This window comes from Paraburkholderia sp. XV (genome assembly GCF_020177535.1).
GTDB lineage: Bacteria > Pseudomonadota > Gammaproteobacteria > Burkholderiales > Burkholderiaceae > Paraburkholderia > Paraburkholderia caribensis.
Genome location: NZ_JAGUUD010000050.1, coordinates 19,937 through 41,089 on the forward strand (window position 1 = coordinate 19,937; position 21,153 = coordinate 41,089).

Consider the following 21,153-nt stretch of genomic DNA (forward strand, 5'->3'; position numbering starts at 1 on the left):
GTGGACGCGACAATGCCGGACAGCGTGCGCCTCGCGTCGATCAGGCGAGTCGCGTTTGTGATGTCGAATGCAATCGGCGATTCGCTGGTTTCGATGGTGATCGTGCAGAACCTGCGCTCAAGCGGTATCGACGTCTGCGTGTTCGGCACGCCGATTTTCGCGCTGCGGCACTGGTTTCCGCATGTCGAGATTCATCCGCTGCCACGCGAGGCAGACTGCGCAACACGCCTCGAAACATTCGACGCCGTTCTGCAAATGCATCGGCATCAGCCGTTTGCGCATCTTGCAGGCACGCATCCCCATGTGATCGATCTGCACGATATCGAGTACGCCGATGCGCCCGGCTGCATGGCGGAGCGCTTCGCGCATTTTTGCCGTACGCGCTTCGGTATCGTCACGGGCACGACTGAGAACGGCATCACGGCGCCCGCGACGTTGAAGCACCGGCGGTATCGGCATCGCGTCGTGATTCATCCCGAGGCCAGCACCGACGACAAGCGCTGGACGCGCGCGCGTTTCATTACGCTGGCGAGGCGCCTGCAGGCGCTCGGTTACGAAGTGTGCTTCGTGATTGCACCCAACGAGCGGGCACGCTGGAGCGACCTGGAAAGGCTCGGCATCGCCGCGCCCGCATTCGACGATCTGCATGCGCTCGCGTGCTGGCTGTATGAGTCGGGCTGGTTCATCGGCAACGATTCGGGTATCGGCCATCTGGCATCGAATCTGTCCGTTCCGACCATCAGCCTGTTCCGCCGCCGGGCCGTGGCCGAGCGCTGGCGGCCGGCGTGGGGCACCGTGCGCGTCGTGTTGCCGTGGCAATGGCTGCCGACGGCGCGGCTGAAGGAAAAGTTCTGGCGCGAGGCGCTGACGTGTCGACGCGTTGTCGCTGTGTTCAGGCAATTGGCGGAGCAGGGCTAAAGAACGCGCGATGTGTCCTGACATCGGAAGCGCGATGACTTGCCAGTGCCGTTTGGTGATCGAACAAAAAGCATGAAAATCGGATTGTCGTGCAATGCACTGAAGTACAGCGGGGGCCTCGAACGCTATGCGATCGAGGTGACACGGGGACTCGTCGCGGCCGGGATCAAGCTGGCCGTGTTCGGCCGCGCGTTCGATCCGAAGTTGCCGGAAAGCCGCCTCGTCGAACCGCATCGGATCAACGTGTCGTTCCTGCCCGGGAAGTGGCGGGACGAATGGTTTTCGCGGCGCCTGAGCGCGATGCGGCGTGACGCAAAAGTGGATGTGCTGATCGGCTGCAATCGCGTCGAAGCGTCGGAGATCGCGATTTGCGGCGGCACGCATCTGGGCTTTCTCAGCGCGACGAGGCGCGCGCCGTCGTTCTTCGATCGCCGCCAGATTGCGCTGGAGCGCCGTCAATATCGGCGTGCACGCTTTGTCGTCGCGCATTCGCCGCAGATGCGCGACGAATTGCGGTTGCTGTACGGCGTCGACGACGCGAAGATCCGCGTGCTGTATCCGCCCGTCGACAACGGCCGCTTCTCGCCCGTCACCGACGACGAGCGGCGCGCATTGCGCAAGCGTCTCGGTTTTGCCGACGACGAAATCGTGCTGCTGTTTCCGTCGAGCAGTCACGAGCGCAAGGGACTGCCGTTGATCGAAGCCGCATTGCGCGATCTCGATCTGCCCGTCGTGGTCGCGGTGGCAGGGCGTCCGCCCGAACGCACGTCGCAGCGGCTGCGTTATATCGGCTACGTGAACGCGATCGAAGACGGCTACCGTGCAGCCGACTATACGATTCTCGCGTCGAGCTACGAGCCGTTCGGTCTCGTCGGCGTCGAATCGGCGATGTGCGGCACGCCCGTGATCCTGTCGTCGAATATCGGTTGCCACGATGTGATCGCGCCGCAGGCCAAGCTCGTGTTCGCGCCGAACGACGTCGACAGCTTGCGCCGTGTGCTGACGGACGCCGTGCGCAGCGCGCGGGAAGCACGGCACGCGCGGTCGACGTTCTCAGGCGATGCGGTGCTGTACGACCCGTGCATCGCGCGGCATGTGTCGGATCTGCTTGCGCTGGCGGATCAGGTGGGATCGGACCACGTGTAGACGGCAGGAAGGAAAGCCTAATGCGCGTCGGCGACGCGCCGCGCCGGCGTCTTCGTGCGCAGGTCGCGCAGCGTCAGCAGCGCGAGCAGCCCCATCACGAGAGCCGTGAAGAGATAAAGACCGGCGGGCCCGGCGATCGCCATCATCGCCGACGCGAGCGTTGGCCCGCCGCTCGCGCCGAGCGAGAAGATCAGCAGCAGGCCCGCGCTGACGGCGATCCGCTCGTCGGCGGGAACGCAGTCGTTCACATATGACGTGACGACGCCATACATCGAGAACGCCACGGCGACATACAGATAACCGAATGCTTCGATCAGCACGCCGTCGCGCAGCATAGACAGCACGACGCTCAGCGACCCGGCGAGCGCCGCGAGGCACAGCAGCACCTTGCGCCGGTCGAACAGATCGGCGAGCCGCGCGACGGGCCACTGCGGCACGAGCGCGGCGAGCAGCGCGAAGCCCATGAAATGCGACACGTCCGGCACCGAATAGCCGACGCGCCGCATGAACACCGGCTGCATCGTGTAGAACGCGCTGTTGAGCAGGCCCGCCGCGAGGCATGCGACGACGCCGAGCGGCGCCCATCGGTAGATGGTCTGCAAGCCCGACAGGCCGCGCGCGAGCCGCGCGCCGCAGGAAGCACCCGCATGAGTGTCGTGCGCGGCGATCGGGCCGGGTGCCGTGCCCGCCAGCGCAACGGGAATCAGCGACGCGGTGAACAGCGCGGCGACCGCGCTGAACAGTTCGAAGCCCGCCGGGTCGGCGAGGCCAATCAGAAACTGGCCAATGCCGACGCCGAGATAGTTCGTGATCAGATAGGCGGAGAACACGCGCCCGCGCTGCGCGTTGCTCGCGACCTGATGCAACCAGCTTTCGACCACGGTGAAAATGCCGACGAGACAAAAGCCCGTGATGAAGCGCAGCGCCACCCAGACCGCGTCCGCGTCCCACACCGCGTAGCCGAGCGCGCAACAGGCGGACGCCGCCGCGAAGGTGACGAACGCGCGGTGATGGCCGACGCGCCCGATCAATGAGCCGCCATACACGGCGCCCAGCATGAAGCCGACGTAATACGCGGACTGCACGACGCCGACGACGATCGACGGCGCCTGCTGCTGGATGAGCCGCAGCGAGATCAGCGTGCCGAGCAGGCCGTTGCCCGTGATGAGGATCGCGTAGCCGAGCAGCAGGATGGCAGTGGCGCGCAGGCTGCCGACGGAAGGCGGCGCGGGCACGGGCGTGACAGGCGTACCGAGGGCGGGGCCGCTGTCGACGAAATCGGCGACGGGTGGCGTGTTGTGCAGAGGGAATGCGCCGCACGGCTGGGTCGCCGGATCGTGTGCCTGTTTCATTCTTGCTCGGTGTGGTTCGTCTCGCGCGGCACCCGGATGGCGACGGTTTGCGGGGCTTCGTCTGATCGAATGTAGCGGGCGGCTGGACGGCTGGCATGGCAAGAATACGACATTGGTTTGCTGTAAAGCGACCTTCTTTTGCGCGCGGCAAGCGCGCAGCGCGATTCGTGCGACGGCGCTACCATGAACGCTCGCTGAGCCCCGAACGTCGTCTGTAGGTCGCCTGAAAAGGAGCCGCCGATCATGCCGAAGCACGTGAGCACCGAACTGCTGGACATCGCCTATGAGGAATCCGGTCAGCCCGAAGGCTGGCCCGTCGTGCTGCTGCACGGTTTTCCGTACGACGTTCACGCCTACGATGAAGTCGCGCCACTGCTTGCCGCGCAAGGCGCGCGCGTGATCGTGCCGTACCTGCGCGGCTACGGGCCGACGCGCTTCCTTGCCTCGACCACGCCGCGCTCCGGCCAGCAGGCCGCGCTCGGCGCCGATCTGCTCGCGCTGCTCGACGCATTGCAGATCGAACGCGCGTTGCTCGGCGGCTACGACTGGGGCGGGCGCGCCGCGTGTATCGTCGCGGCGCTTTATCCAGAGCGCGTGCAGGGGCTCGTGACGGTCAACGGCTACAACATCCAGGACATCGCGGCGTCAGGCAGGCCTGCGCTGCCGGAAAACGAACTGCGTCACTGGTATCAATACTATTTTCACGGCGAGCGCGGCCGTGCTGGCCTCACTGAAAACCGCCGCGCGCTGTGCCGTCTGCTATGGACGCTCTGGTCGCCCACCTGGCGTTTCGACGACGCGTGCTACGCGCGCACGGCAGCATCGTTCGATCATCCGGATTTCGTCGACGTCGTGATTCATTCGTACCGGCATCGCTTTGCATTGGTGGCGGGCGATCCGCGCTACGACGCGATGGAACGGCTGCTCGCCGCGCAGCCGCCCATCTCCGTGCCGACGATCGCGCTCGACGGCAGCACCGACGGCGTGATGGGAATCGGCGGGACCGCGCATCATGCGGCGCATTTCACGGGCCCGTACGAGTACCGCGTGATCGACGGCGCATGCCACAATCTGCCGCAGGAGGCGCCCGCCGCATTCGCCGACGCATTGCTCGCCGTGCGACCGCGCGCTTGATGAAAGCGCATGTCGTCATGACCGTGTTCGGCCCTCCGGCACGCAGCGTGTGGTAAGTTTTGAAGCTTCGATTCCGTACACAAGAGCGTTGATATGAAAGTCGCCGTGATGGGCGCGGGCGCGGTGGGCTGCTACTACGGCGGCATGCTGGCGCGCGCGGGACATGAAGTGGTATTGATCGGACGCCCGCAACACGTCGAGGCGATCGAAACGAGCGGCCTGCGTCTGCAGGCGCAATCGTTCGACGAGCGCATTCCCCTCGCCGCAAGCACCCAGGCAAGTGCGGTGCAGGGCGCGAAGCTCGTGCTGTTCTGCGTGAAATCGACGGACACGCACAGCGCGGCGCTGGAAATCAAGCCGTTTCTCGCCGCCGATACGCTCGTGCTGTCGCTGCAGAACGGCGTCGAAAACGCCGACGAAGTGCGCAAGGTGATTGCGCAGCCAGTGGCGGCCGCCGTCGTCTATGTCGCGACGGAAATGGCCGGGCCGGGGCACGTGCGGCATCATGGACGCGGCGAACTGGTGATCGAGCCGTCCAGCGCGAGCGCCGAGGTTGCGCAGGCGCTGATCGCGGCAGGCGTGCCCACCGAAATCTCCGACAACGTGCGCGGCGCTCTGTGGGCAAAGCTGATCCTCAACTGCGCTTACAACGCGTTGTCGGCGATCACGCAGCTGCCTTATGGCCGGCTCGTGAAAGGCGAGGGCGTGGCAACCGTGATGCGCGACATCGTCGGCGAGTGTCTCGCTGTCGCGAAGGCCGATGGCGTCACGATTCCCGGCGACATCGACAAGGCCGTACGGATGATTGCCGAGACAATGCCTGGGCAGTATTCATCGACGGCGCAGGATTTGTCGCGCGGCAAGCGCAGCGAGATCGATCACCTGAACGGACTGATCGTGCGGCGTGGCGACGCGCTCGGCGTTGCCACGCCGTCGAACCGCCTGCTGCATACGCTCGTCAAGCTGATCGAAGGCAAATAGCGAACGGTGCGCGCCGCCTTGCTATTCGCTATCCGGCGTTCGCCAGATAGTCGAACGCGACTTCGCCGATATCGAGCGTGAGATTGGCGACGACCTGGCGCGCGCCGACCACGCGCCGCACGGGCAGATCCGCGACGGGCGCGAGCGCATGGGGCCGCAATTCGAGCGCGGCCGGTCCCGCCCACGCGCCGAGCACCGTCACGTCGCGCAGAAAGAAACGCACCAGCTCGCACACGCGCGCCGTCCCGTCGACATGCGGGATCACCTTCAACAGATAGTTCGGCGTGTCGGCGAGTTTCGCGCGCTCGGTTTCCATGTCGAGTGTCCAGTGCTTGTAACCCATGGTGCCTGTCGCGATGCGTTGCGTGCCGTAATCGAGCGTGCCGAGCAGCGTGTCGTTGCCGTCCACGCTGATATGCGGACGCGCGAGTTTCTTCGGAAAGCCCCAGATTTCGCGGCCTGCCGCAATCGGGCCTTCGTCGTCCAGATACATGGAATGCGTGTAGTTGCCGAGCCGGCCGTCCGCGTCGCGCACCGAAATGACCTGGCCGCTTTCGGTGTAGTCTCCGAATCCGGACGAATCGGGCATGCGAATAAATTCGTAATGCACCAGCGTGTTCTCCGGCTTGAGCGGCGCGGGCACGGCGGCAGCGATCGCATCAGGATCGGACTCGTACGAAATAATGAAGTACTCGCGATTCACAAAACGAAACGGCGGACGCGGAAAGGCGGGATTGTGTACGGGCATTGCAAACGCGTTCTTGCGGATCGACTCCAGGTCCATGGATGTTCTCCCGGTAGGCAGCGCACACTGCGCGCGTCAATAGTAAAGCGATTGCGTGCGCAGCGGTGTGTCCATTCGATGGCAATTTTCCGTTAACGCCCGTCAATCTGGTGGGGCCGTGTAAGCGCCCGCGTCCTCGCGGTGCGCGAGAATGTTGACGAGCTTGCCGAACGGGTCGCGCACATAAAAGCGCCGCACGCCCCACGGTTCGTCGACGGGGCCGTATTCGATCGCAAAGCCGGCTGTCTGCATCGCTTTACAGGCGGCGTCCACGTCGTCGACTTCGATCGACAGGTCGGGCACGGGCGTGTCCGAGCCGCCTTGCTGCGCGAAGCTGATCTGCACTGTCATCGGCTGATTCGAGCCGTAGGTGCGGATCCAGCCGTGATCCATCAGCAGGTCGAGGCCGAGAATCTCGTGATAGAAGCGCTGCGCGCGCGCCGCGTCCTGCGCGTGGACATTCGAGACGATCCGTTTGACCTGCATCGTTAAACCTCGCGTGGTCTGTTATTGAAGCGCCTGTTCTTCACGATACAACGCCGTTTCTTCGGCCAATGCTTTGGCCACATGCGGGCACTGCATGTGGCGATGGTAATACGCATCGACAGCGGGTTTTTGTACCATGGTGGACAAAAATCAGGGGTGCCAATATTTGTATGCGAGACAGTACAAAAAGTGAGAAGCGTGCATGCGGACGGCCGCGTGCGTACGATGCGGACGATGCGCTCAGCAACGCCACCGATGCATTCTGGCTAGGCGGCTATTCGGGCACGTCGCTCGATACGCTGAGCGATGCGACGGGTATGAATCGCCCCAGCCTGTATGCCGCGTTCGGCGACAAGCATGCGCTTTATCTGCCCGCTGGCGGCGAGCCGCGCGGATGTTTTCTGATCGGCACGGCCGTGGTCGAATCGAAAGTCGACGGAATCGTGCGCACCAGATTGGCGCAAGGCGTGAAATCATTCGATCGAGCATTCGAAAAGCGCATCCGGCGCGCCAGACAGACGGCGAGCTTTCCGCCGACGCGGATGCTGCCGTGCTCGCACGCGTCGCATCGGCGATCTTGCATAGTCTTGCATTGCGTTTGCGCGCGGGCGATTCACGCGCCTCGTTGCGGGCGACGGCTGCGGAAGGTATGGCGCTGATTTGTGGTGCACGCAACCAAACCGCACCAAAAGCCGCATCAATGACGGGTACGCGAAAACGGTTCGAGAAATAATCGACACGGCTTGCATGAGGGTTACTTCACACAGAGTTGGCGGGTACAGCGCTTGCACCATTGAAGGTGTACTACCTACTTCATGGAGGAAGTCATGAAACTGCTTAAGCACGCTGCCATTCTTGCCGCCGTCATGGGTGTTTCCGCTACGGCTTTTGCACAAACGACTGTCCAGCCGAACCAGCCCGCAACGCGCGGTGAAGTGAGGCAGGACCTGATGAACGTCGAGAGCCAAGGGTATCGTCCGGGCGACGGCGACCGCACGCACTATCCCGCTAACGCGCAAGCCGCCGAGCGCCGTTTGTCAGAGCAACAAGGGCAGGGCGAAAGCTACGGCGGCGTGGTGAACGGTACGGCGGCATCCGGCCGCACATCACAGCCAATGGGCTCGCGTTCCAGCGACGGCACGAAGGGTGTGTACTTCGGTCAGTAGTCCAGGGTTGTGTGAAGACGTGAGGTCAGGCGGGTCGCATGATTATGCAACCCGCCTGTCTTACAACGCATGTCAGTTGGCAGGTATCGTCACGACGGGCGCCTTGCTGGCCGTGTCGGCTTCAGCAAGCGCCATCAGATTCTGCACGACCGTGAAGGCGTACTTCGAGTCGAAGTCGTTGCGCTCGACCCAATAGGTTGTCGCACCGTAGCGGACTGCGACGTAAGCATCGGCGGGCGGCTTGTCGCCGTTTTGCACAACGACCGTGGGCCGTGTTTCGCCGCCGACGAGGGCGACGGTCGGCTTGGTCGAGCCGTCGTCGATCGTGTCGTGAGGCACCCGAACCTGAGCGCCGAGGTCGGTGAGAATGCCGAGCACCGAGCGCGTCAGGATCGCAATCTGATCGCCGCCGCGCGACGACTGTCCATACACGATCTCAAAGTTACCGGCATTGCCCTTCAGATGCAGAAGCTTGCGCACCAGCATCAGGTCGGGCGCGGCATTGGCCTCGCCCGTCGTCGTGGCCGTGCCGAGCACGAGATAGACATGCTGCTCATTGTTCACGTTGCGCGATTCCACATTCAGTTCGCCCGCCAGCTGCAGCCGCCGCAGCGCCTGTATCAGCTGGAAGAACTGCGGCGAGCCCGCGCTGTCTTCGCCGCCTAAGGCAGTGCCATTCTGCAATCCGCCTATCGACTGAGCGGAAATGCGCAACAGCAGATCGATCGGGATGCCGCCCTCCGCGAGCGGCAGCACCAGCGACGGCGCGAGTGGACGGATATACGCCTGCGCATACGCTTCGCCCGTGGTCGGCGTGAAGGTGAACGTTGGATGGTTCGAATACGACAACGTCCCCGTGGCTGACGCATAGTTCGGCACGCTGCCCGAGCCTGCGTTGAGCGTCGATGCAGCGGATGCGTCGACGTTGTAGGCCGCGATGATCTGGCTGACGGTCAGAAACGAGGGCGCGTCGGCATAACGCAACCCGACGACGGCCGCGAGTATCTCCCGCTTTTTTGCGTCGCCGAGCGCACGCGCATAGTCGACCTGATCCGCTTTCAGACGCGTGGGGCCGATGCTGGTGCATCCCGCGAACAAGGTGAGCGCGCAACAGGTGACGAGGCCATGAAGTCTTTTCATCGGAGTAGAAAAATATGCAGGGTGGCGTGGCCGGATGAGGCGCCCAGGTAAAGACGTCCGTGGCGATGAGCACGTGGCATGCCTCGTGTTCGAAGTCACGCCACGGCGTTGCATGGGAATACGCGTTGCTGCTTAGTTGCTGTTCAGAGAGCGATGACGCGGCGAACAGCGCATCACAGGGAGCGCGATATGCAAACGACGACCACAGAGCAGCCGAACACGATGGACGAACCGGGTGGACCGGAAGCGCCGATGCCTGCGCGCAACAGGGACGCAAATGAGAAGGGAGGTGCCGGAAGCACACGAAAGGACAAGGCCGCACACGGTGCGCCGACCGACGCGGATTTCGAGCCGCCCGTCGTACCGCGCGAGTCGAAGGGCGCCCCGCCGAAGGGCGCGCAACGCAACTAGCGCCACCTACCAGCAGCAAGGGACCAAGCAGGGAGCAAGCCATGCAAACCGACCCGACTATTGATCCGTTCGCGGATCCCGCCAATCAGCCGCTGGACGAACCGGGCGACCAGCCGCGCCCGGCGCCCGGCATTCCGCCCGACATGGACCCGCTCGCGCCCGAGCCATCACCGGATGAAGACGGCAACGGCCGCCCCGCGCCCGGCGACGACGAAGCGAGCTTCAAATAAGGTAGACCTGCGCTGCACGCGACAAAAAAAGCCCGCTCGAAAGCGGGCTGAAAATGCGCCTGACGCGGGGATCGCGTCCGGTTTCCTACAACTGCATGTCGCGCGTCGCCCGTTCAGGCGGCGTGCGAGCCACTCGTCGCGCTGCGTGTCATCACGTTCACATTGCTCTCGGCCGTATGGACCGCCTGCTGAACCGTTTTCCAGACACTTTCATAGAATGTGTTTGCTGCCGTGATGGCCGAATTCATCGCCGTCACCGCGACCTCGGCGCCTGCCGGCGCCCGCTGCGCAGCGTCGCCGAGTTCGGCTTGCACCGTACTGATCTGTTTTTCGTATTGCGCCGTCGCATGCCGGACGATCGCGGCCTGCGTGCCAGCGAAAATCTCGAACACCTGGCGGTTATAGAGCGCCGCACGTTCGATCGCCGACACGTCGCCGCGGCTGAGGGCAGCCATGGCCGGCGCCTCGCCATTGGCGAGTGCATTCATCGCGCGCTGCGTGTTGTCGCGCAAGAAGCGCAAGTTCAGTTGAACGAGTTTCTCAAAGCCGCTGACCGCCTCGTTCGTCATGTTGAAGAACGTCTGAACTCCGGCTTTCTGTGCAGCAGTCAATTCGTCGATGGTCGTGAGCATCGAATGGCCTCGCAAGGTTGTATGCACAAAAAATCCGGCTGGCGCCGATGTGATCGTAGATCGACGCCCGCTGGTCAAAGGGGAGTTGCCGCTGGTTGCCTGGCGCTTCTCCGAGTGTGACCCGGCAGCCTCACAGGGGCGCGCCACCCAGGCGCGCGAGCAACGCGTGTCCACGGTCCGTGAGACGAGGCGTCACGCTGGCTTCGGGCAGGTCAATGGTGATGAACTCGCGGTCGGCCAGCGCGAGCAGATCGGCCTGATCGAAATCGGACTGGGAGGTCGCGTTCTTGATCAGCATGAGCGTCGAAAATTCGTGTGGGCTCAGCACGGGTATCTCCTGAAAGGCGCAGCGCCTGCGCTTGCTGACATTAATGATCTGCAAATGCCTTTGCAGCCAGCAAATATGTTTTGGAGGTTTTTTGGTCCGAGCAATGCTTATGGCATCGACGGGGTTCTCATCGTAATGCTCTGCTTTTTAAATTTCAATCGGAATTAACCGTACGTGGCAAAGTACACCGTTCCGGCGGATATGCGGCAAGTATTGCGTGTGTAATTCAGGTGACCAGGGAAATACTGCTGACCTTCCCGCGTGACGTTGGCCGTTGCCCGCTAACCCTTTTGGGACAACGGGCGCGGGATGTTTGGGGCGCATCCATACGCACGATCATGCTTTAAAACGTTTTCCACGCGTCCAATTCGCGAATGCGAATCATAGATAAAAACTGGCTTTAAAGATGAATGACGCTCGGGTCGTTTGAAATAAATAATATTAATCATACGTGGCGCCTTGCTGATTGATCGAACTGGTTAATCACCAGCGTTTGTCGAGCCGCGTTCCGGCGTCCGGTTTTTTACTGGAGCGAGCCGCGAAACACCGCGTAGCGTCCCCTAAAAGCCCCGCCGTTCGCGCCCTTACTCGCACGTGCCGATTTTCTCCGTGCTATTTTTCTACCCGTCAGGCTGCGCGCGAGACGCAGCCGGCAGTCGGAACGTGCTGACGCCGTTCCGTTCGATTGGGCAATGTCTGCCGCAGCAGCAGGTGTTGCCGCCAAACAATGACAGGGCACAGGAAATGGATCGCTTTGAGGCAATGGAGATCTTCACTCGCGTGGTGGACGCGAACAGCTTTTCGAAGGTATCGGAAATGCTCGATTTGCCGCGCGCAAAAGTGAGCAGAACAATTCAGGCGCTCGAAGAGCATGTCGGGGTGCGCCTGTTGAATCGTTCGACGCGGCAGGTGAGCGTGACGGAAGATGGCGCACTGTTTTATGAGCGGTGCGTGCGCATCCTCGCCGAAGTCGCGGATGCCGAATCGTCGCTGTCGAACAAGCGGGAAAGTCCGGCGGGCACGATACGCGTCGATACGTCGGGCACGCTTGCGCGCGCGCTGTTGCTGCCTTCGCTCGACGACTTCTATCAACGCTTTCCGGAAATCGACGTGCGCCTCGGTCTCGCGGATCGCAATATCGATCTGATCCAGGACGGCGTGGATTGCGTGATCCGCATGGGCATGCTCGAAGAATCGAGCCTGGTTGCCAAGCGCATCGGCAGCGCGCGCATCGTCACGTGTGCGTCGCCTGCTTATCTGGAACGGCACGGCACGCCGAAGACGCTCGAGGAACTCAGCGAGCATCAGGCTGTGAACTACGTATCGGCGCGCTCGGGCAGAACCTTTCCGTTCGAGTACAGCGTGGGCGGCGAGGTCGTGAAAGTCCAGATGAAGAGCGTGCTCGCCGTGAACGACGGCTCCGTCTATATCAACGCGGGCGCATTGGGCCACGGCATCATCCAGCCGTCGCGCTTCATGGTGTCCGAGCTGATCCGGCAGGGCGCGTTGACGGAAATTCTCACCGACTACGAGAGCCCGTCGACGCCGCTATCCGTGGTCTACCCGCATCGCCGCAATCTCAGTTCGCGGCTGCGCGCATTTGTCGATTGGGTATCGGAAATCGCGCACCAGAATCCCGATCTGCGCAGCAAGCAGGACTGACCTGGACGTTTGCCTGCTGCGTTCACCGTGAGCACAGCGGGCGGTCCGTTTCAAACGTTCTTCATGGGCTCGGCGGGATGCGGCGCATCTTCATACGCGCCCCAGATCGACTGATCGAAGTTGACGATCGAGCCCGTCATCAAGCCCGATTCGCTGCTGGCCAGAAATGCGACGGCGCGCGCCGCTTCGGCCGGGTCGATCAGACGGCCGAATGGTTGTGCGGCGGCGGCCCGTGCTAACCAGTCGTCGGCGGCGCCATGAAACTCGCGTTGAATGCGGTCTTCGCCGTCCGACGCCATCCAGCCCAGATTCAACCCGTTCACGCGGATGCGATTGCGCAACAGCGCATACGCGGTGTTTTGCGTGAGCGTCGCGAGCGCGGCTTTCGATGCGCAATACGCGGAGATGAAGGGCTGCCCGGCCATCGCCGACATCGAGCCGATGTTGACGATCGCGCCTTCGATCCGCTCGCGCAGCATTACGCGTATCGTCTCCTGCATCAGAAAGAACGGCGCGCGCACATTGGTCGCGAACATCCGATCGAACAGCACGGGATCGGTATCGAGTATCGTGCCGCGATCGGTGAGCGCCGCTGCGTTGACGAGCACATCGACGCGGCCGAAGTGCTGATCGGCGGCGGCGACGACTTTGCGGCAGTCATCGACATTCGCCAGATCCGCCTGCACGAACACGACCTTTGCACCATGGGTCTCGCCCATGCGGTTCAACTCGCGCGCTTTGGCTTCGCCTTTTTCTTTCGCGCGTCCGCAAATGACGACGCCGCGCGCGCCGCGTTCGACGAACAAAGCGGCAATCGCCGCGCCTAGGCCTTGCGATCCGCCCGTGACGATCGCGACCTTCGAATCGAATTGCGCCATGCACTCTCTCCTTCAACGATGTACTGCGATGGATAGTGGATATCTCGGCTTGCTGCCCGCGCGGCGTCGATGCGATCATGGCGCATCTGCCGACTACAACCAAGCCAGCCATGTCCGATACGCGCCGCCGCAAGACGAGCATGACTGACATTGCCCGCGCAGCGGGTGTCAGTGAGGCGACAGTCGATCGGGTATTGAACGGGCGTGGCGGCGTCTCGCGCGACAAGGAAACGCGTGTGCTCGAATGGGCGCGCAAGTTGAAGATCGATCGCGCGCTCGAAGCGGTATCGGTGCGCTGGCTGCGCATCGCGATCCTGTTGCAGCAGCCTGTCGCGCAGTATTACGTACATCTGAAGCAGGGCTTCGACCTCGCGCAAAAGACCTTCGAGGCGCAGCGCGTGATCTGCGCCGTCACGTACTTCGACAGCCTCGAGCCGCAGGCTGTCGTCGAGACGATCGAGCGCGCGACGCGCAAGGCCGATGCGCTTGTGATCGTCGCGTATGAGCACCCGGATATCACGGCGGCGCTGCGTCACGTGAGCCACAGAATGCCCGTTGTGACGCTCGCGAGCGATCTGCCCGGCACGGGCAGGCTCGCTTACGTGGGCATCGACAATCGCTGCGCGGGGCGCGTCGCCGGCGAACTGATGGGCCGCTTTCTCGGCGATGCGGGCGGCAAGGTGCTCGTGATGACGGGCATGCATGACTTTCTCGGCCATGAAGAACGCGAAAGCGGGTTTCGTTCCGTGCTGCGGCGCCGGTTTCCGAGTTGCGATATCGTCGAGACGGTGGAGAGCCGCGAGCAAACGTCGCTCACCGAAAGCCTCACGCGCGACGCGTTTCGCCGCTATCCGGATCTGCGCGGCATCTACAACATCTCGGTTGGCGACGAGGGCATTGGCAACGTGTTGCGCAAGCTCGACCGCGTGCACAAGACCGTGCTGATCGGCCATGAACTGAACGACACGTCGCGGCGTTTGCTGATCGAAGGCGTGCTCGATGCGGTGCTCGACCAGAACCCCATAGGCGAAGCGCTGCATTCGATCGAAGTAATTCTGCGTCACTATCATCGCGATCCCGGCGTGACGTTGGCGCAGCAGATACCCGTGACGGTGCTGCTGCGCGAGAACCTGCCGCTTACGGACTAGTGTCGAGCGCAGGCGCCGGTTCCAGCGCGACTTCGTTCCACACTTCGAGTATCCATTCGCGCATCAACCGCGATTCGGCCCAGCGGTCCGTCGTGTCGTTGCCGTCGCGCCCGATGATCGCGTAAGGCTTCGGCCCGAGTTCGCAGGTGAAGACGAGCGTGTCGTCGGGTCCGGCGCGCTTGCGCCACGACACGAAACCGTCGCGCCACCAGCGCAGGAACAGATCGACCCACATGCGGTGAGGCTCGAAAGAAATTTCGATCTGCACCTGCTCGCGGCTCGCGACGCGTCCATGAAACGCCCACGAATGATCGATGATCCGTTGCATCGCCGCCTCGTTTTCTTCGTTCACGGGCCACGCGAATTCACGGCCCACGAGGTAATGCGACAGATCGCCAAGCAGCCGCAGATCGGGCCGCGCGTCGAGCAGATCGAGCGTGAAATGCAGGTCGGTCGTCATGCGGTCGCGATGCGTTTCGATGTAGACGGGAATGTCCACCTGTTCCGCGAGCCGCTGCCAGCCGTCGATCAGCGCGAGCGCGTCGGCGACACGGCGCGGCCGCACGTCCGGCTGCAAGTCGATATGGTGCGCGCCGAACTCGACAGCGTGTTTGAGAATCGGGCACAGGTCTTCGACAGTGCGCGGAAAGCATTGCGCCTCTGCTTGCAGGCCATGTTGCGCGAGCACTGGCGCAAGACGCCGCACGTCTTCGCGCGAGCCGTACGATGTGCTCACGCCTTCGAAGCCCGCTTGCGCGATCATCGCGACGTTGTCTTCGAGTGTGCGCTCGAAGCCGTCGGTATGACGCCGCTCCATCGCCCACAGCGACTGATACACGGCGAGCCGTTGCGTCATAGCGCCTCCGCGGCGACGAGTCCCTTCAGTTTGACGCTACGATCTTCGAGCAAGGCAGGGTCGATGCGGGCGCGCTGCCCGATCAAGGTCTGCGCGACGCGCACGTCACGCGCGATCTCGCTGACTTTACCGACGCCGCTTGCGCCGACCAGCACGCCGTCGCGGTCGAGCGCGAAGAAAATGCGCGACGTGTCGCCCGTTTCGCGCACCACGCTTTGCACGCCGAAGGCGGGCAGGCCGGCAATCTGGATCGTCATGTCGTACTGATTCGACCAGAACCACGGCACTTCCGAATACGTTTCGCCACGCTCCAGCATGTTGCGCGCGACGATGCGCGCATGATCTTCGGCGTTCTTCCAGCATTCGAGCCGGATGCGCCGTCTGAACAGACGATGGGGAAACGAGCACACGTCGCCCGCTGCGAAGATATGCGGGTCGTTCGTGCGCAAGGTGTCGTCGACGGCGATGCCGTCCGCGACGTCGATGCCTGCCGCTTCGGCGAGTTCCGTGCGCGGCTTCACGCCAATACCGACCACGACGCAATCGCAGTCGATCTGCGTGCCGTCCTTGAGCTTCACGCCCGTCACGCGCGTGCTGCCCAGCAGCCGCTCGATCTGTGCGCGGAAGTGGAACTGCACGCCCATCTGGCGATGCCTGTCGATCAGATAGCCCGCCACCACTTCAGGCACCGCGCGCATCAACGCGCGGGCGCCCGCCTCGATGACGACCACTTCACAGCCGCGCGCCACAGCGGACGCGGCTACTTCGAGGCCGATGAAGCCCGCGCCGATAATCACGATGCGCCGTGCAGGCTGCAATACTTCGGCAAGCGCGTTGGCATCGCCTGCCGTGCGCAGCAGATGCACGCCATCGAGATTCGCGCCCGGCACGTCGAGCCGCCTCGGCTCGGCACCCGTCGCGATCAGCAGACGTTGATAGTCGATCGTGCGCGCATCGCGCAACACGACCTTACGCGCGCCGCGGTCGATCTGCTGCACGCAGGCATCGACGCGCAAGTCGATGCGCTGGTCGCGATAGAACGCGTCGTCGTAGAACGCGCATTGCGCCGTGCTGCGTTGGCCGAGCAGCACGGCCTTCGACAGCGGCGGCCGGTCGTACGGCGCCGAGCCTTCGTTGCCGAGCAGCGTGATCTCGCCTTCCCAGCCGTTCTCGCGCAGCGCGGCTGCCGTGCGCACGCCGCATTGGCCTGCGCCGATAATCACCATCGCGGCTTGTGCACTCATGATGCGTCCTGCACGGGAAGGCCGAGCAGCACCTCGCCGTCTTCGACGCGCACCGGATAGGTCTTCAGATGCACGCAAACGGGCGCGCTCTTCGCCTTGCCGCTCGGAATGTCGAAGCGCCCCTGATGCAGCGGACATTCGATCTCGCGATTGACGACGAAGCCGTCGGCGAGATGCGCGTGCTCATGCGTGCACCAGCCATCCGATGCGTAGTAGCCTTCCGCGATGCGATAGACAGCGTAGCTCGCGCCGTCGTGATCGAAGCGCATCACGTCTTCCTCGTCGATATCGTCGGGCGCGCAGGCGGCAATCCAGTGGACCTTTGCATTCGTTTCGACGCTCATGGCTATCTCCTCCAATGTTCTTCGTGCGTTGACGGGGCGTCGCGGCGATCACGCAGCGGGCAGGGTCCGCTCGATCACGTGCGTCGGATCGCTGCGCTGTTTCCACAGCGCGGGCAGCATCTCGCGATACGCGGCATACACGCTCGGGTACGCGGGCGGCAACTGGTCCTTGATCGCGTCGTGAAGGCGCGGCAGCGCGTGGAACGGCACCATCGGCAGCAGATGATGTTCGAGGTGATAGTTCATGTTCAGGTAGAGAAAGCGGAACACGAAGTTGGTGTGCACGGTGCGCGTGTTCAGCCGGTGATCCTTCACGTTGACAGCGAGCCCCGCATGCTGCGTGAGGCCTAGCAGTTGGTGCAACCAGCCGCCGTAGAAGCGCGGCGTCCACACGAACATCAGCGGCAGGAAGCTATGCAACGCGAGCGCGAGTGCAATCGTGCCGATCACGACGGCCAGATAGATGCGGCACGACCAGATCATTTTCGGCTTTTCGCTCGCGGGCAAAAACGCGTCGGTGGCGGCATCGACGCGGCCGAACGCATGACGCACGACCTTGCCGATTTCGAGCGTGCAGCCGACCAGCCCCGCGAAGTCCGCGACGATGGGCAGTACTTTGGTCGGGCGCGTGACCTGGATCTCGGGGTCGCGCGTCTGAAAGTACGTGTGCGTGTGATGGCGCGCATGGCTCCAGCGCCACCAGTAGCCCTCGCGTATCGTCATGAACGACGACAGGTGATAGAACGCGTCGTTGATCCAGCGTGTCTTGAACGGCGTGCCGTGCGACAGCTCGTGCCAGCGTGCGTCGCTGGACGAATAGATCGTGCCGTAGACGAAGAAGGCAGGCACGGCCCACCATGTTCCCCATGTGAAGGCGGCGACCGCGCCGGATGCCACGAGCAACGCGAACCACGGAATGAAATTGCGCAGGCCCGCTGCGTCGTCGCGTTTCATCAGTTCCTTGAGCACCGCGCGCGGAATGCGCGGCTGATACCACTGCTCGGCGATGCGCGCGTCGAAGGAGGGATCGGAGGGGGAAGGCGCAGTGGTGCTGTCGACTGCCGAGGTCGAGGGCATGAATCGTCTCCTTCTTTTGTGGTTGCGGGAATCCCATCAGCGCGGCGCGTCAGGGACACATTCCGTTTGCACAAAGATAGTTGAAGGAGAGCGAAGCCTCACGCCGAAAAATGATGGTTTTCCATCAAGTGGCGGCGAGCGCGCGCCAGTGCGCAGCGGAACAGGGGCTTAGGGGCGCAGCAGATCGTATCCGCCGAACACGACGACTCCGCTCAATGCGATGAGCGCAACCGAGTGCTGGCCAAAATAAAGGAGCGCGGCGGCAGACCACGTCGTCAGACAAAAGGCGGCAATGCGTTTCATACGGGTACTGCTCTACAAAGAGATAACTGCAATTACGGGTTTTCCCTGTATATCACAGTTGTGCGGGACGCATCTTCTACGCCGCACAAAATGAAACGGGCGGCATGGCCTGTTAAGCCGTGCCGCCCGCTATCGCGATCACGCGCGCCTTGCAGCGCGCATGTCGTAACGCTACATCAGAAAATGGTGCGCAGACCGAGCGACACGCCTGTCTGGTTCGACGCGCCCGGCAGTTCGACCGTCGCCGCGCCCGTGACCTTGTTGAAATCGACCGTGCCATACACTTCCGTGCGCCTGGACAGCGAGTATTCAGCAACGGCCACGCCCGTGTAGCGGTTGCCGCTGCCCAGCGCGCCGCCGCCAATTGCCGCGTTCTTCATGTGGTCGTAGTAGAACGCGCCCGTCAGCAGCAAAGCGGGGGTGGCTTGCCACGTCACGCCTGCGAACGGACCGTCGTCCTTGCGGCCCGAGCCCTTCAGGATATCGACGCCCAGTGTGAGATCGCGCTGCGACAGCGTGCTGTCGACAAAGCCCGTGTCGTCCTTCGAATGAATATAGCCGACGTAGATCTTCGTCGTGCTGAACGCGTAGACGGCATTCGCGTTGTAGATGGTCTGCTTGTGGTTCGAGTTGTCGCTGTTCTGCTGCACGCCGGCCCCGATGCTCAGCGCACCGAATGCATACGATGCAGTGAAGCCGTACATGTTGCCCGCGCCGAGGTGGCCGGGCACCTGGCCGGAGAAGCCGTCCGCGCCCGTCGACGTCGAGTTCGTGCCGAACGAGTACATCGCTTTCACATTCAGGCCGCCGAACTTGCCGTCGTACTTCACTGCGTTATCCGCATAGAGGCCTGCGCCGAGCGCGACGGGCAGCCATGCATTTTCGAAGTAGTTGCCGACAGTCAGAGGATCGTACGTGTCGCCGAGCAGATCGAACAGCGGCGTCTTTTGACGGCCGAGCGTGAGCGTGCCGTAGTTGCTCGACAGGCCGACATAGGCGGCGCGGTTGAACAGGCGCTTGCTATCCGACTGCGCGCCGCTTTGCAGATCGATGCCGCTTTCCAGCTGGAAGATCGCCTTCAGTCCATTGCCGAGATCTTCCGAGCCTTTAATGCCGAAACGGCTGTTCGTGATGGCGCCGTTGGTCATGAACAGGCGCCCGTCGTTGTTGGCATTCGAATGCGTGAGATAGCGAATGCCGACGTCCGCGACGCCATACAGGGTCACCGAGCTTTGCGCGAATGTGCTTTGGCAAGCGAGTGCAATGGCCGTTGCGCCCAGCGCGGTAACTGTCCGTTTGAATTGCTTGGTCATGGGTGTTGTCTTTTCATATGTTGAGAACCCCTGCACGAGCTTGTTGTTGTAGTGCGGCGCGGGTGGCGCAATTGTGTTCGCGTCTTTGTGTGTCGCTATTCAAGCGCGATGCATAACGGCCATTTGAAGTCTTATCGGTCCGTGCGCACGTGATCCCATGCAGGCCCGCGGACTTTTATCACATCAATTTCGACCATGCCGCGAACATGACAAGAGTGTTGCATTCATGCCGAAAGTACACGGCGTTGCTTTGCAAACAACGAAAAAGGGCGGCCAGAAGGCCGCCCGCTTGACCACTCATGTTGCCGTTCGATTCGCCTATGCGCGGTCGATCGAGTACTTGCCCGGACCCGTCACGAACAACAGCAGCAAGCCGCCAATGATGCTGATGTTCTTATAGAAGTTGATCATGTTGACGTACTGCTCCATGCCCGTCTGCGTCCAGAAGTGATGGCCGATGAACGCGGTGCCGAGTGTATAGAGCGCGAGCAGGAGTGCCAGCACGCGCGTCTTGAAGCCCACGGCGATGACGATGCCAACGGCCAGTTCCATCACGATCGCGATCACGGCGGCCAATGCCGGGACGGGCGCGCCCGTCGACGCCATGTATTGCTCGGTGCCCGAGAAGCCGGTGAGCTTGCTCCAGCCAAACAGCACGAAAAGCACGACCAATAGCACGCGTGCGACGAGCAGCAGTGCATCCTTGCGTTGTTCGATAAAGGCGTTCATGTCCAATCCTCTTTCAATGTAGCCGGGTCGTTGGCGTTTGCCGCTCAGGACCACAATTCCGATACTTCGTTATTGCGCAGGTCGAATACGAGTACTTCCGCATCCTGGCCTTCGGTGAATTCGAGGCGACGCTCATTGCGAATACGCGCGCCGTCTCCTTCGTTCAACTCGACGCCGTTCAGCTTCACACTGCCGCGCGCCACATGCACATACGCATAGCGGTCGGCGGCGATATCGACGCCTGCCGTTTCATTGCCGTTGAAAAGACCGGCATACACACGAGCGTCCTGGCGCAATTCGAGCGAGCCGTCCGTGCCTTCAGGCGACAACACGAGACGCAACTTGCCGCGCTTGTCTTGCTCCGAAAAGTTCTGCTGCAGGTAACGCGGTGTCGCGCCCTTGACCGACGGTGCAATCCAGATCTGCAGGAAGTGCACGGAGTCGCTCGCCGAGTGATTGAACTCGCTGTGCGCGACGCCCGTGCCCGCGCTCATCAGTTGCACGTCGCCGGGGACGATCACGGAACCCGTGCCCATCGAATCCTTATGCTCGAGCGCGCCTTCCAGCACGTACGAGAAGATTTCCATGTCGCGGTGCGGATGCTTGCCGAAGCCGCGGCCGGGCGCCACGCGATCGTCGTTGATCACGAGCAGGTCGGAGAAGCCGATCTGTTTCGGATCGTAGTAATTCGCGAAAGAAAACGTATGACGCGAGCTAAGCCAGCCGTGTTCGGCGCGTCCGCGTTCGCTGGCGTGTCTGATGTCGATCATTTCTCTTCTCCGTTTTTGAATTGCCTTTGCCTCTCGTAACACCGGCGGCGCCGTTGTCTGAAGCAGTGATTGAAGTGTAGGTCAATCAGAGTGGCTATAATCGATGCCAAAAGAGAATCAC

At 62.6% G+C, this 21,153-nt stretch carries 25 protein-coding genes and 1 pseudogene; 12 read left to right on the forward strand and 14 right to left on the reverse strand.

Annotated features, from left to right (window positions below; all coding sequences use genetic code 11):
• Both KFO72_RS22440 and KFO72_RS22445 read left to right on the forward strand, forming a co-directional pair.
• Complete coding sequence (locus KFO72_RS22440) at positions 1-918, forward strand: glycosyltransferase family 9 protein (protein WP_225033063.1); 918 nt, start codon at positions 1-3, stop codon at positions 916-918.
• Between the two features lie 72 nt (positions 919-990).
• On the forward strand, positions 991-2,064 hold the full coding sequence (locus KFO72_RS22445; protein ID WP_225033064.1) for a glycosyltransferase family 4 protein: 1,074 nt from the start codon (positions 991-993) through the stop codon (positions 2,062-2,064).
• A 17-nt stretch (positions 2,065-2,081) separates the two neighbouring features.
• Here KFO72_RS22445 and KFO72_RS22450 read toward each other — a convergent pair whose 3' ends face one another.
• Positions 2,082-3,416 carry an MFS transporter gene (locus KFO72_RS22450; RefSeq protein ID WP_176054596.1) on the reverse strand — a complete coding sequence of 445 codons (1,335 nt, stop codon included), beginning with the start codon at positions 3,414-3,416 and terminating at the stop codon, positions 2,082-2,084.
• A 243-nt stretch (positions 3,417-3,659) separates the two neighbouring features.
• Here KFO72_RS22450 and KFO72_RS22455 point away from each other — a divergent pair, with 243 nt between their 5' ends.
• Both KFO72_RS22455 and KFO72_RS22460 read left to right on the forward strand, forming a co-directional pair.
• The gene (locus KFO72_RS22455; RefSeq protein ID WP_225033065.1) at positions 3,660-4,550 is read left to right on the forward strand and encodes an alpha/beta fold hydrolase; all 891 of its coding nucleotides are present in this window, start codon (positions 3,660-3,662) and stop codon (positions 4,548-4,550) included.
• 93 nt (positions 4,551-4,643) lie between these two features.
• Positions 4,644-5,531: a ketopantoate reductase family protein gene (locus tag KFO72_RS22460; protein WP_225033066.1), complete on the forward strand. Its 888-nt coding sequence runs from the start codon at positions 4,644-4,646 to the stop codon at positions 5,529-5,531.
• Positions 5,532-5,559: 28 nt separating this feature from the next.
• Here KFO72_RS22460 and KFO72_RS22465 read toward each other — a convergent pair whose 3' ends face one another.
• Entirely contained in the window at positions 5,560-6,315 is a 756-nt protein-coding gene (locus KFO72_RS22465) for an acetoacetate decarboxylase (protein ID WP_054933523.1), read from the reverse strand.
• Between the two features lie 102 nt (positions 6,316-6,417).
• Positions 6,418-6,801 (reverse strand): VOC family protein, encoded by a 384-nt coding sequence (locus KFO72_RS22470; protein WP_060605113.1) that lies wholly within the window; start codon positions 6,799-6,801, stop codon positions 6,418-6,420.
• A gap of 170 nt (positions 6,802-6,971) precedes the next feature.
• On the opposite strand from KFO72_RS22470, the pseudogene KFO72_RS22475 reads away from it, so the two are divergent.
• From KFO72_RS22475 to KFO72_RS22485, 3 genes and pseudogenes are all read left to right on the forward strand, one after another.
• A pseudogene (locus KFO72_RS22475) lies at positions 6,972-7,109 on the forward strand (TetR/AcrR family transcriptional regulator); the annotation flags it as partial.
• A gap of 86 nt (positions 7,110-7,195) precedes the next feature.
• Positions 7,196-7,534, forward strand: a complete 339-nt coding sequence (locus KFO72_RS22480) for a hypothetical protein (protein ID WP_225033082.1) — start codon at positions 7,196-7,198, stop codon at positions 7,532-7,534.
• A 94-nt stretch (positions 7,535-7,628) separates the two neighbouring features.
• On the forward strand, positions 7,629-7,967 hold the full coding sequence (locus KFO72_RS22485) for a DUF4148 domain-containing protein (protein WP_063787016.1): 339 nt from the start codon (positions 7,629-7,631) through the stop codon (positions 7,965-7,967).
• A gap of 72 nt (positions 7,968-8,039) precedes the next feature.
• Here the strand turns inward: KFO72_RS22485 and KFO72_RS22490 are convergent, their stop codons facing one another.
• Entirely contained in the window at positions 8,040-9,107 is a 1,068-nt protein-coding gene (locus KFO72_RS22490) for a hypothetical protein (RefSeq protein WP_225033067.1), read from the reverse strand.
• Between the two features lie 189 nt (positions 9,108-9,296).
• Between KFO72_RS22490 and KFO72_RS22495 the strand changes: the two genes are divergently transcribed.
• Both KFO72_RS22495 and KFO72_RS22500 read left to right on the forward strand, forming a co-directional pair.
• Positions 9,297-9,518, forward strand: a complete 222-nt coding sequence (locus KFO72_RS22495; RefSeq protein WP_225033068.1) for a hypothetical protein — start codon at positions 9,297-9,299, stop codon at positions 9,516-9,518.
• Positions 9,519-9,559: 41 nt separating this feature from the next.
• Positions 9,560-9,748: a hypothetical protein gene (locus KFO72_RS22500; protein ID WP_225033069.1), complete on the forward strand. Its 189-nt coding sequence runs from the start codon at positions 9,560-9,562 to the stop codon at positions 9,746-9,748.
• A gap of 113 nt (positions 9,749-9,861) precedes the next feature.
• On the opposite strand, the gene KFO72_RS22505 is transcribed toward KFO72_RS22500, so the two are convergent.
• Positions 9,862-10,380, reverse strand: coding sequence for a phasin family protein (locus tag KFO72_RS22505; protein WP_054933529.1), 519 nt, complete (start codon positions 10,378-10,380; stop codon positions 9,862-9,864).
• Here KFO72_RS22505 and KFO72_RS22510 point away from each other — a divergent pair.
• A complete protein-coding gene (locus KFO72_RS22510) occupies positions 10,373-10,876 on the forward strand; it encodes a hypothetical protein (RefSeq protein ID WP_176054599.1) in 504 nt (167 codons plus the stop codon). The two genes, KFO72_RS22505 and KFO72_RS22510, sit on opposite strands and share 8 nt — an antisense overlap.
• 576 nt (positions 10,877-11,452) lie before the next feature.
• Complete coding sequence (locus tag KFO72_RS22515) at positions 11,453-12,370, forward strand: LysR family transcriptional regulator (protein ID WP_054933551.1); 918 nt, start codon at positions 11,453-11,455, stop codon at positions 12,368-12,370.
• A 50-nt stretch (positions 12,371-12,420) separates the two neighbouring features.
• Here KFO72_RS22515 and KFO72_RS22520 read toward each other — a convergent pair whose 3' ends face one another.
• Positions 12,421-13,248, reverse strand: a complete 828-nt coding sequence (locus KFO72_RS22520; protein WP_225033070.1) for an SDR family oxidoreductase — start codon at positions 13,246-13,248, stop codon at positions 12,421-12,423.
• Between the two features lie 140 nt (positions 13,249-13,388).
• Between KFO72_RS22520 and KFO72_RS22525 the strand changes: the two genes are divergently transcribed.
• Positions 13,389-14,396, forward strand: a complete 1,008-nt coding sequence (locus tag KFO72_RS22525) for a LacI family DNA-binding transcriptional regulator (protein ID WP_225033071.1) — start codon at positions 13,389-13,391, stop codon at positions 14,394-14,396.
• Here KFO72_RS22525 and KFO72_RS22530 read toward each other — a convergent pair.
• From KFO72_RS22530 to KFO72_RS22560, 8 genes are all read right to left on the reverse strand, one after another.
• Positions 14,386-15,252, reverse strand: coding sequence for a sugar phosphate isomerase/epimerase family protein (locus tag KFO72_RS22530; RefSeq protein WP_225033072.1), 867 nt, complete (start codon positions 15,250-15,252; stop codon positions 14,386-14,388). The two genes, KFO72_RS22525 and KFO72_RS22530, sit on opposite strands and share 11 nt — an antisense overlap.
• Positions 15,249-16,496 (reverse strand): NAD(P)/FAD-dependent oxidoreductase, encoded by a 1,248-nt coding sequence (locus KFO72_RS22535; RefSeq protein ID WP_225033073.1) that lies wholly within the window; start codon positions 16,494-16,496, stop codon positions 15,249-15,251. The genes KFO72_RS22530 and KFO72_RS22535 overlap by 4 nt, the downstream gene beginning before the upstream one ends.
• On the reverse strand, positions 16,493-16,840 hold the full coding sequence (locus KFO72_RS22540; RefSeq protein ID WP_042309950.1) for a MocE family 2Fe-2S type ferredoxin: 348 nt from the start codon (positions 16,838-16,840) through the stop codon (positions 16,493-16,495). The genes KFO72_RS22535 and KFO72_RS22540 overlap by 4 nt, the downstream gene beginning before the upstream one ends.
• A 48-nt stretch (positions 16,841-16,888) precedes the next feature.
• Entirely contained in the window at positions 16,889-17,917 is a 1,029-nt protein-coding gene (locus KFO72_RS22545; RefSeq protein WP_107203643.1) for a fatty acid desaturase, read from the reverse strand.
• 168 nt (positions 17,918-18,085) lie between these two features.
• The gene (locus KFO72_RS42120; RefSeq protein WP_007731897.1) at positions 18,086-18,220 is read right to left on the reverse strand and encodes a hypothetical protein; all 135 of its coding nucleotides are present in this window, start codon (positions 18,218-18,220) and stop codon (positions 18,086-18,088) included.
• Positions 18,221-18,396: 176 nt separating this feature from the next.
• Entirely contained in the window at positions 18,397-19,533 is a 1,137-nt protein-coding gene (locus KFO72_RS22550; protein WP_225033074.1) for a porin, read from the reverse strand.
• 318 nt (positions 19,534-19,851) lie between these two features.
• A complete protein-coding gene (locus KFO72_RS22555) occupies positions 19,852-20,262 on the reverse strand; it encodes a DoxX family protein (RefSeq protein ID WP_054933535.1) in 411 nt (136 codons plus the stop codon).
• Between the two features lie 44 nt (positions 20,263-20,306).
• Entirely contained in the window at positions 20,307-21,032 is a 726-nt protein-coding gene (locus KFO72_RS22560) for a pirin family protein (RefSeq protein WP_060605141.1), read from the reverse strand.
• Between the last annotated feature and the right edge of the window lie 121 nt (positions 21,033-21,153).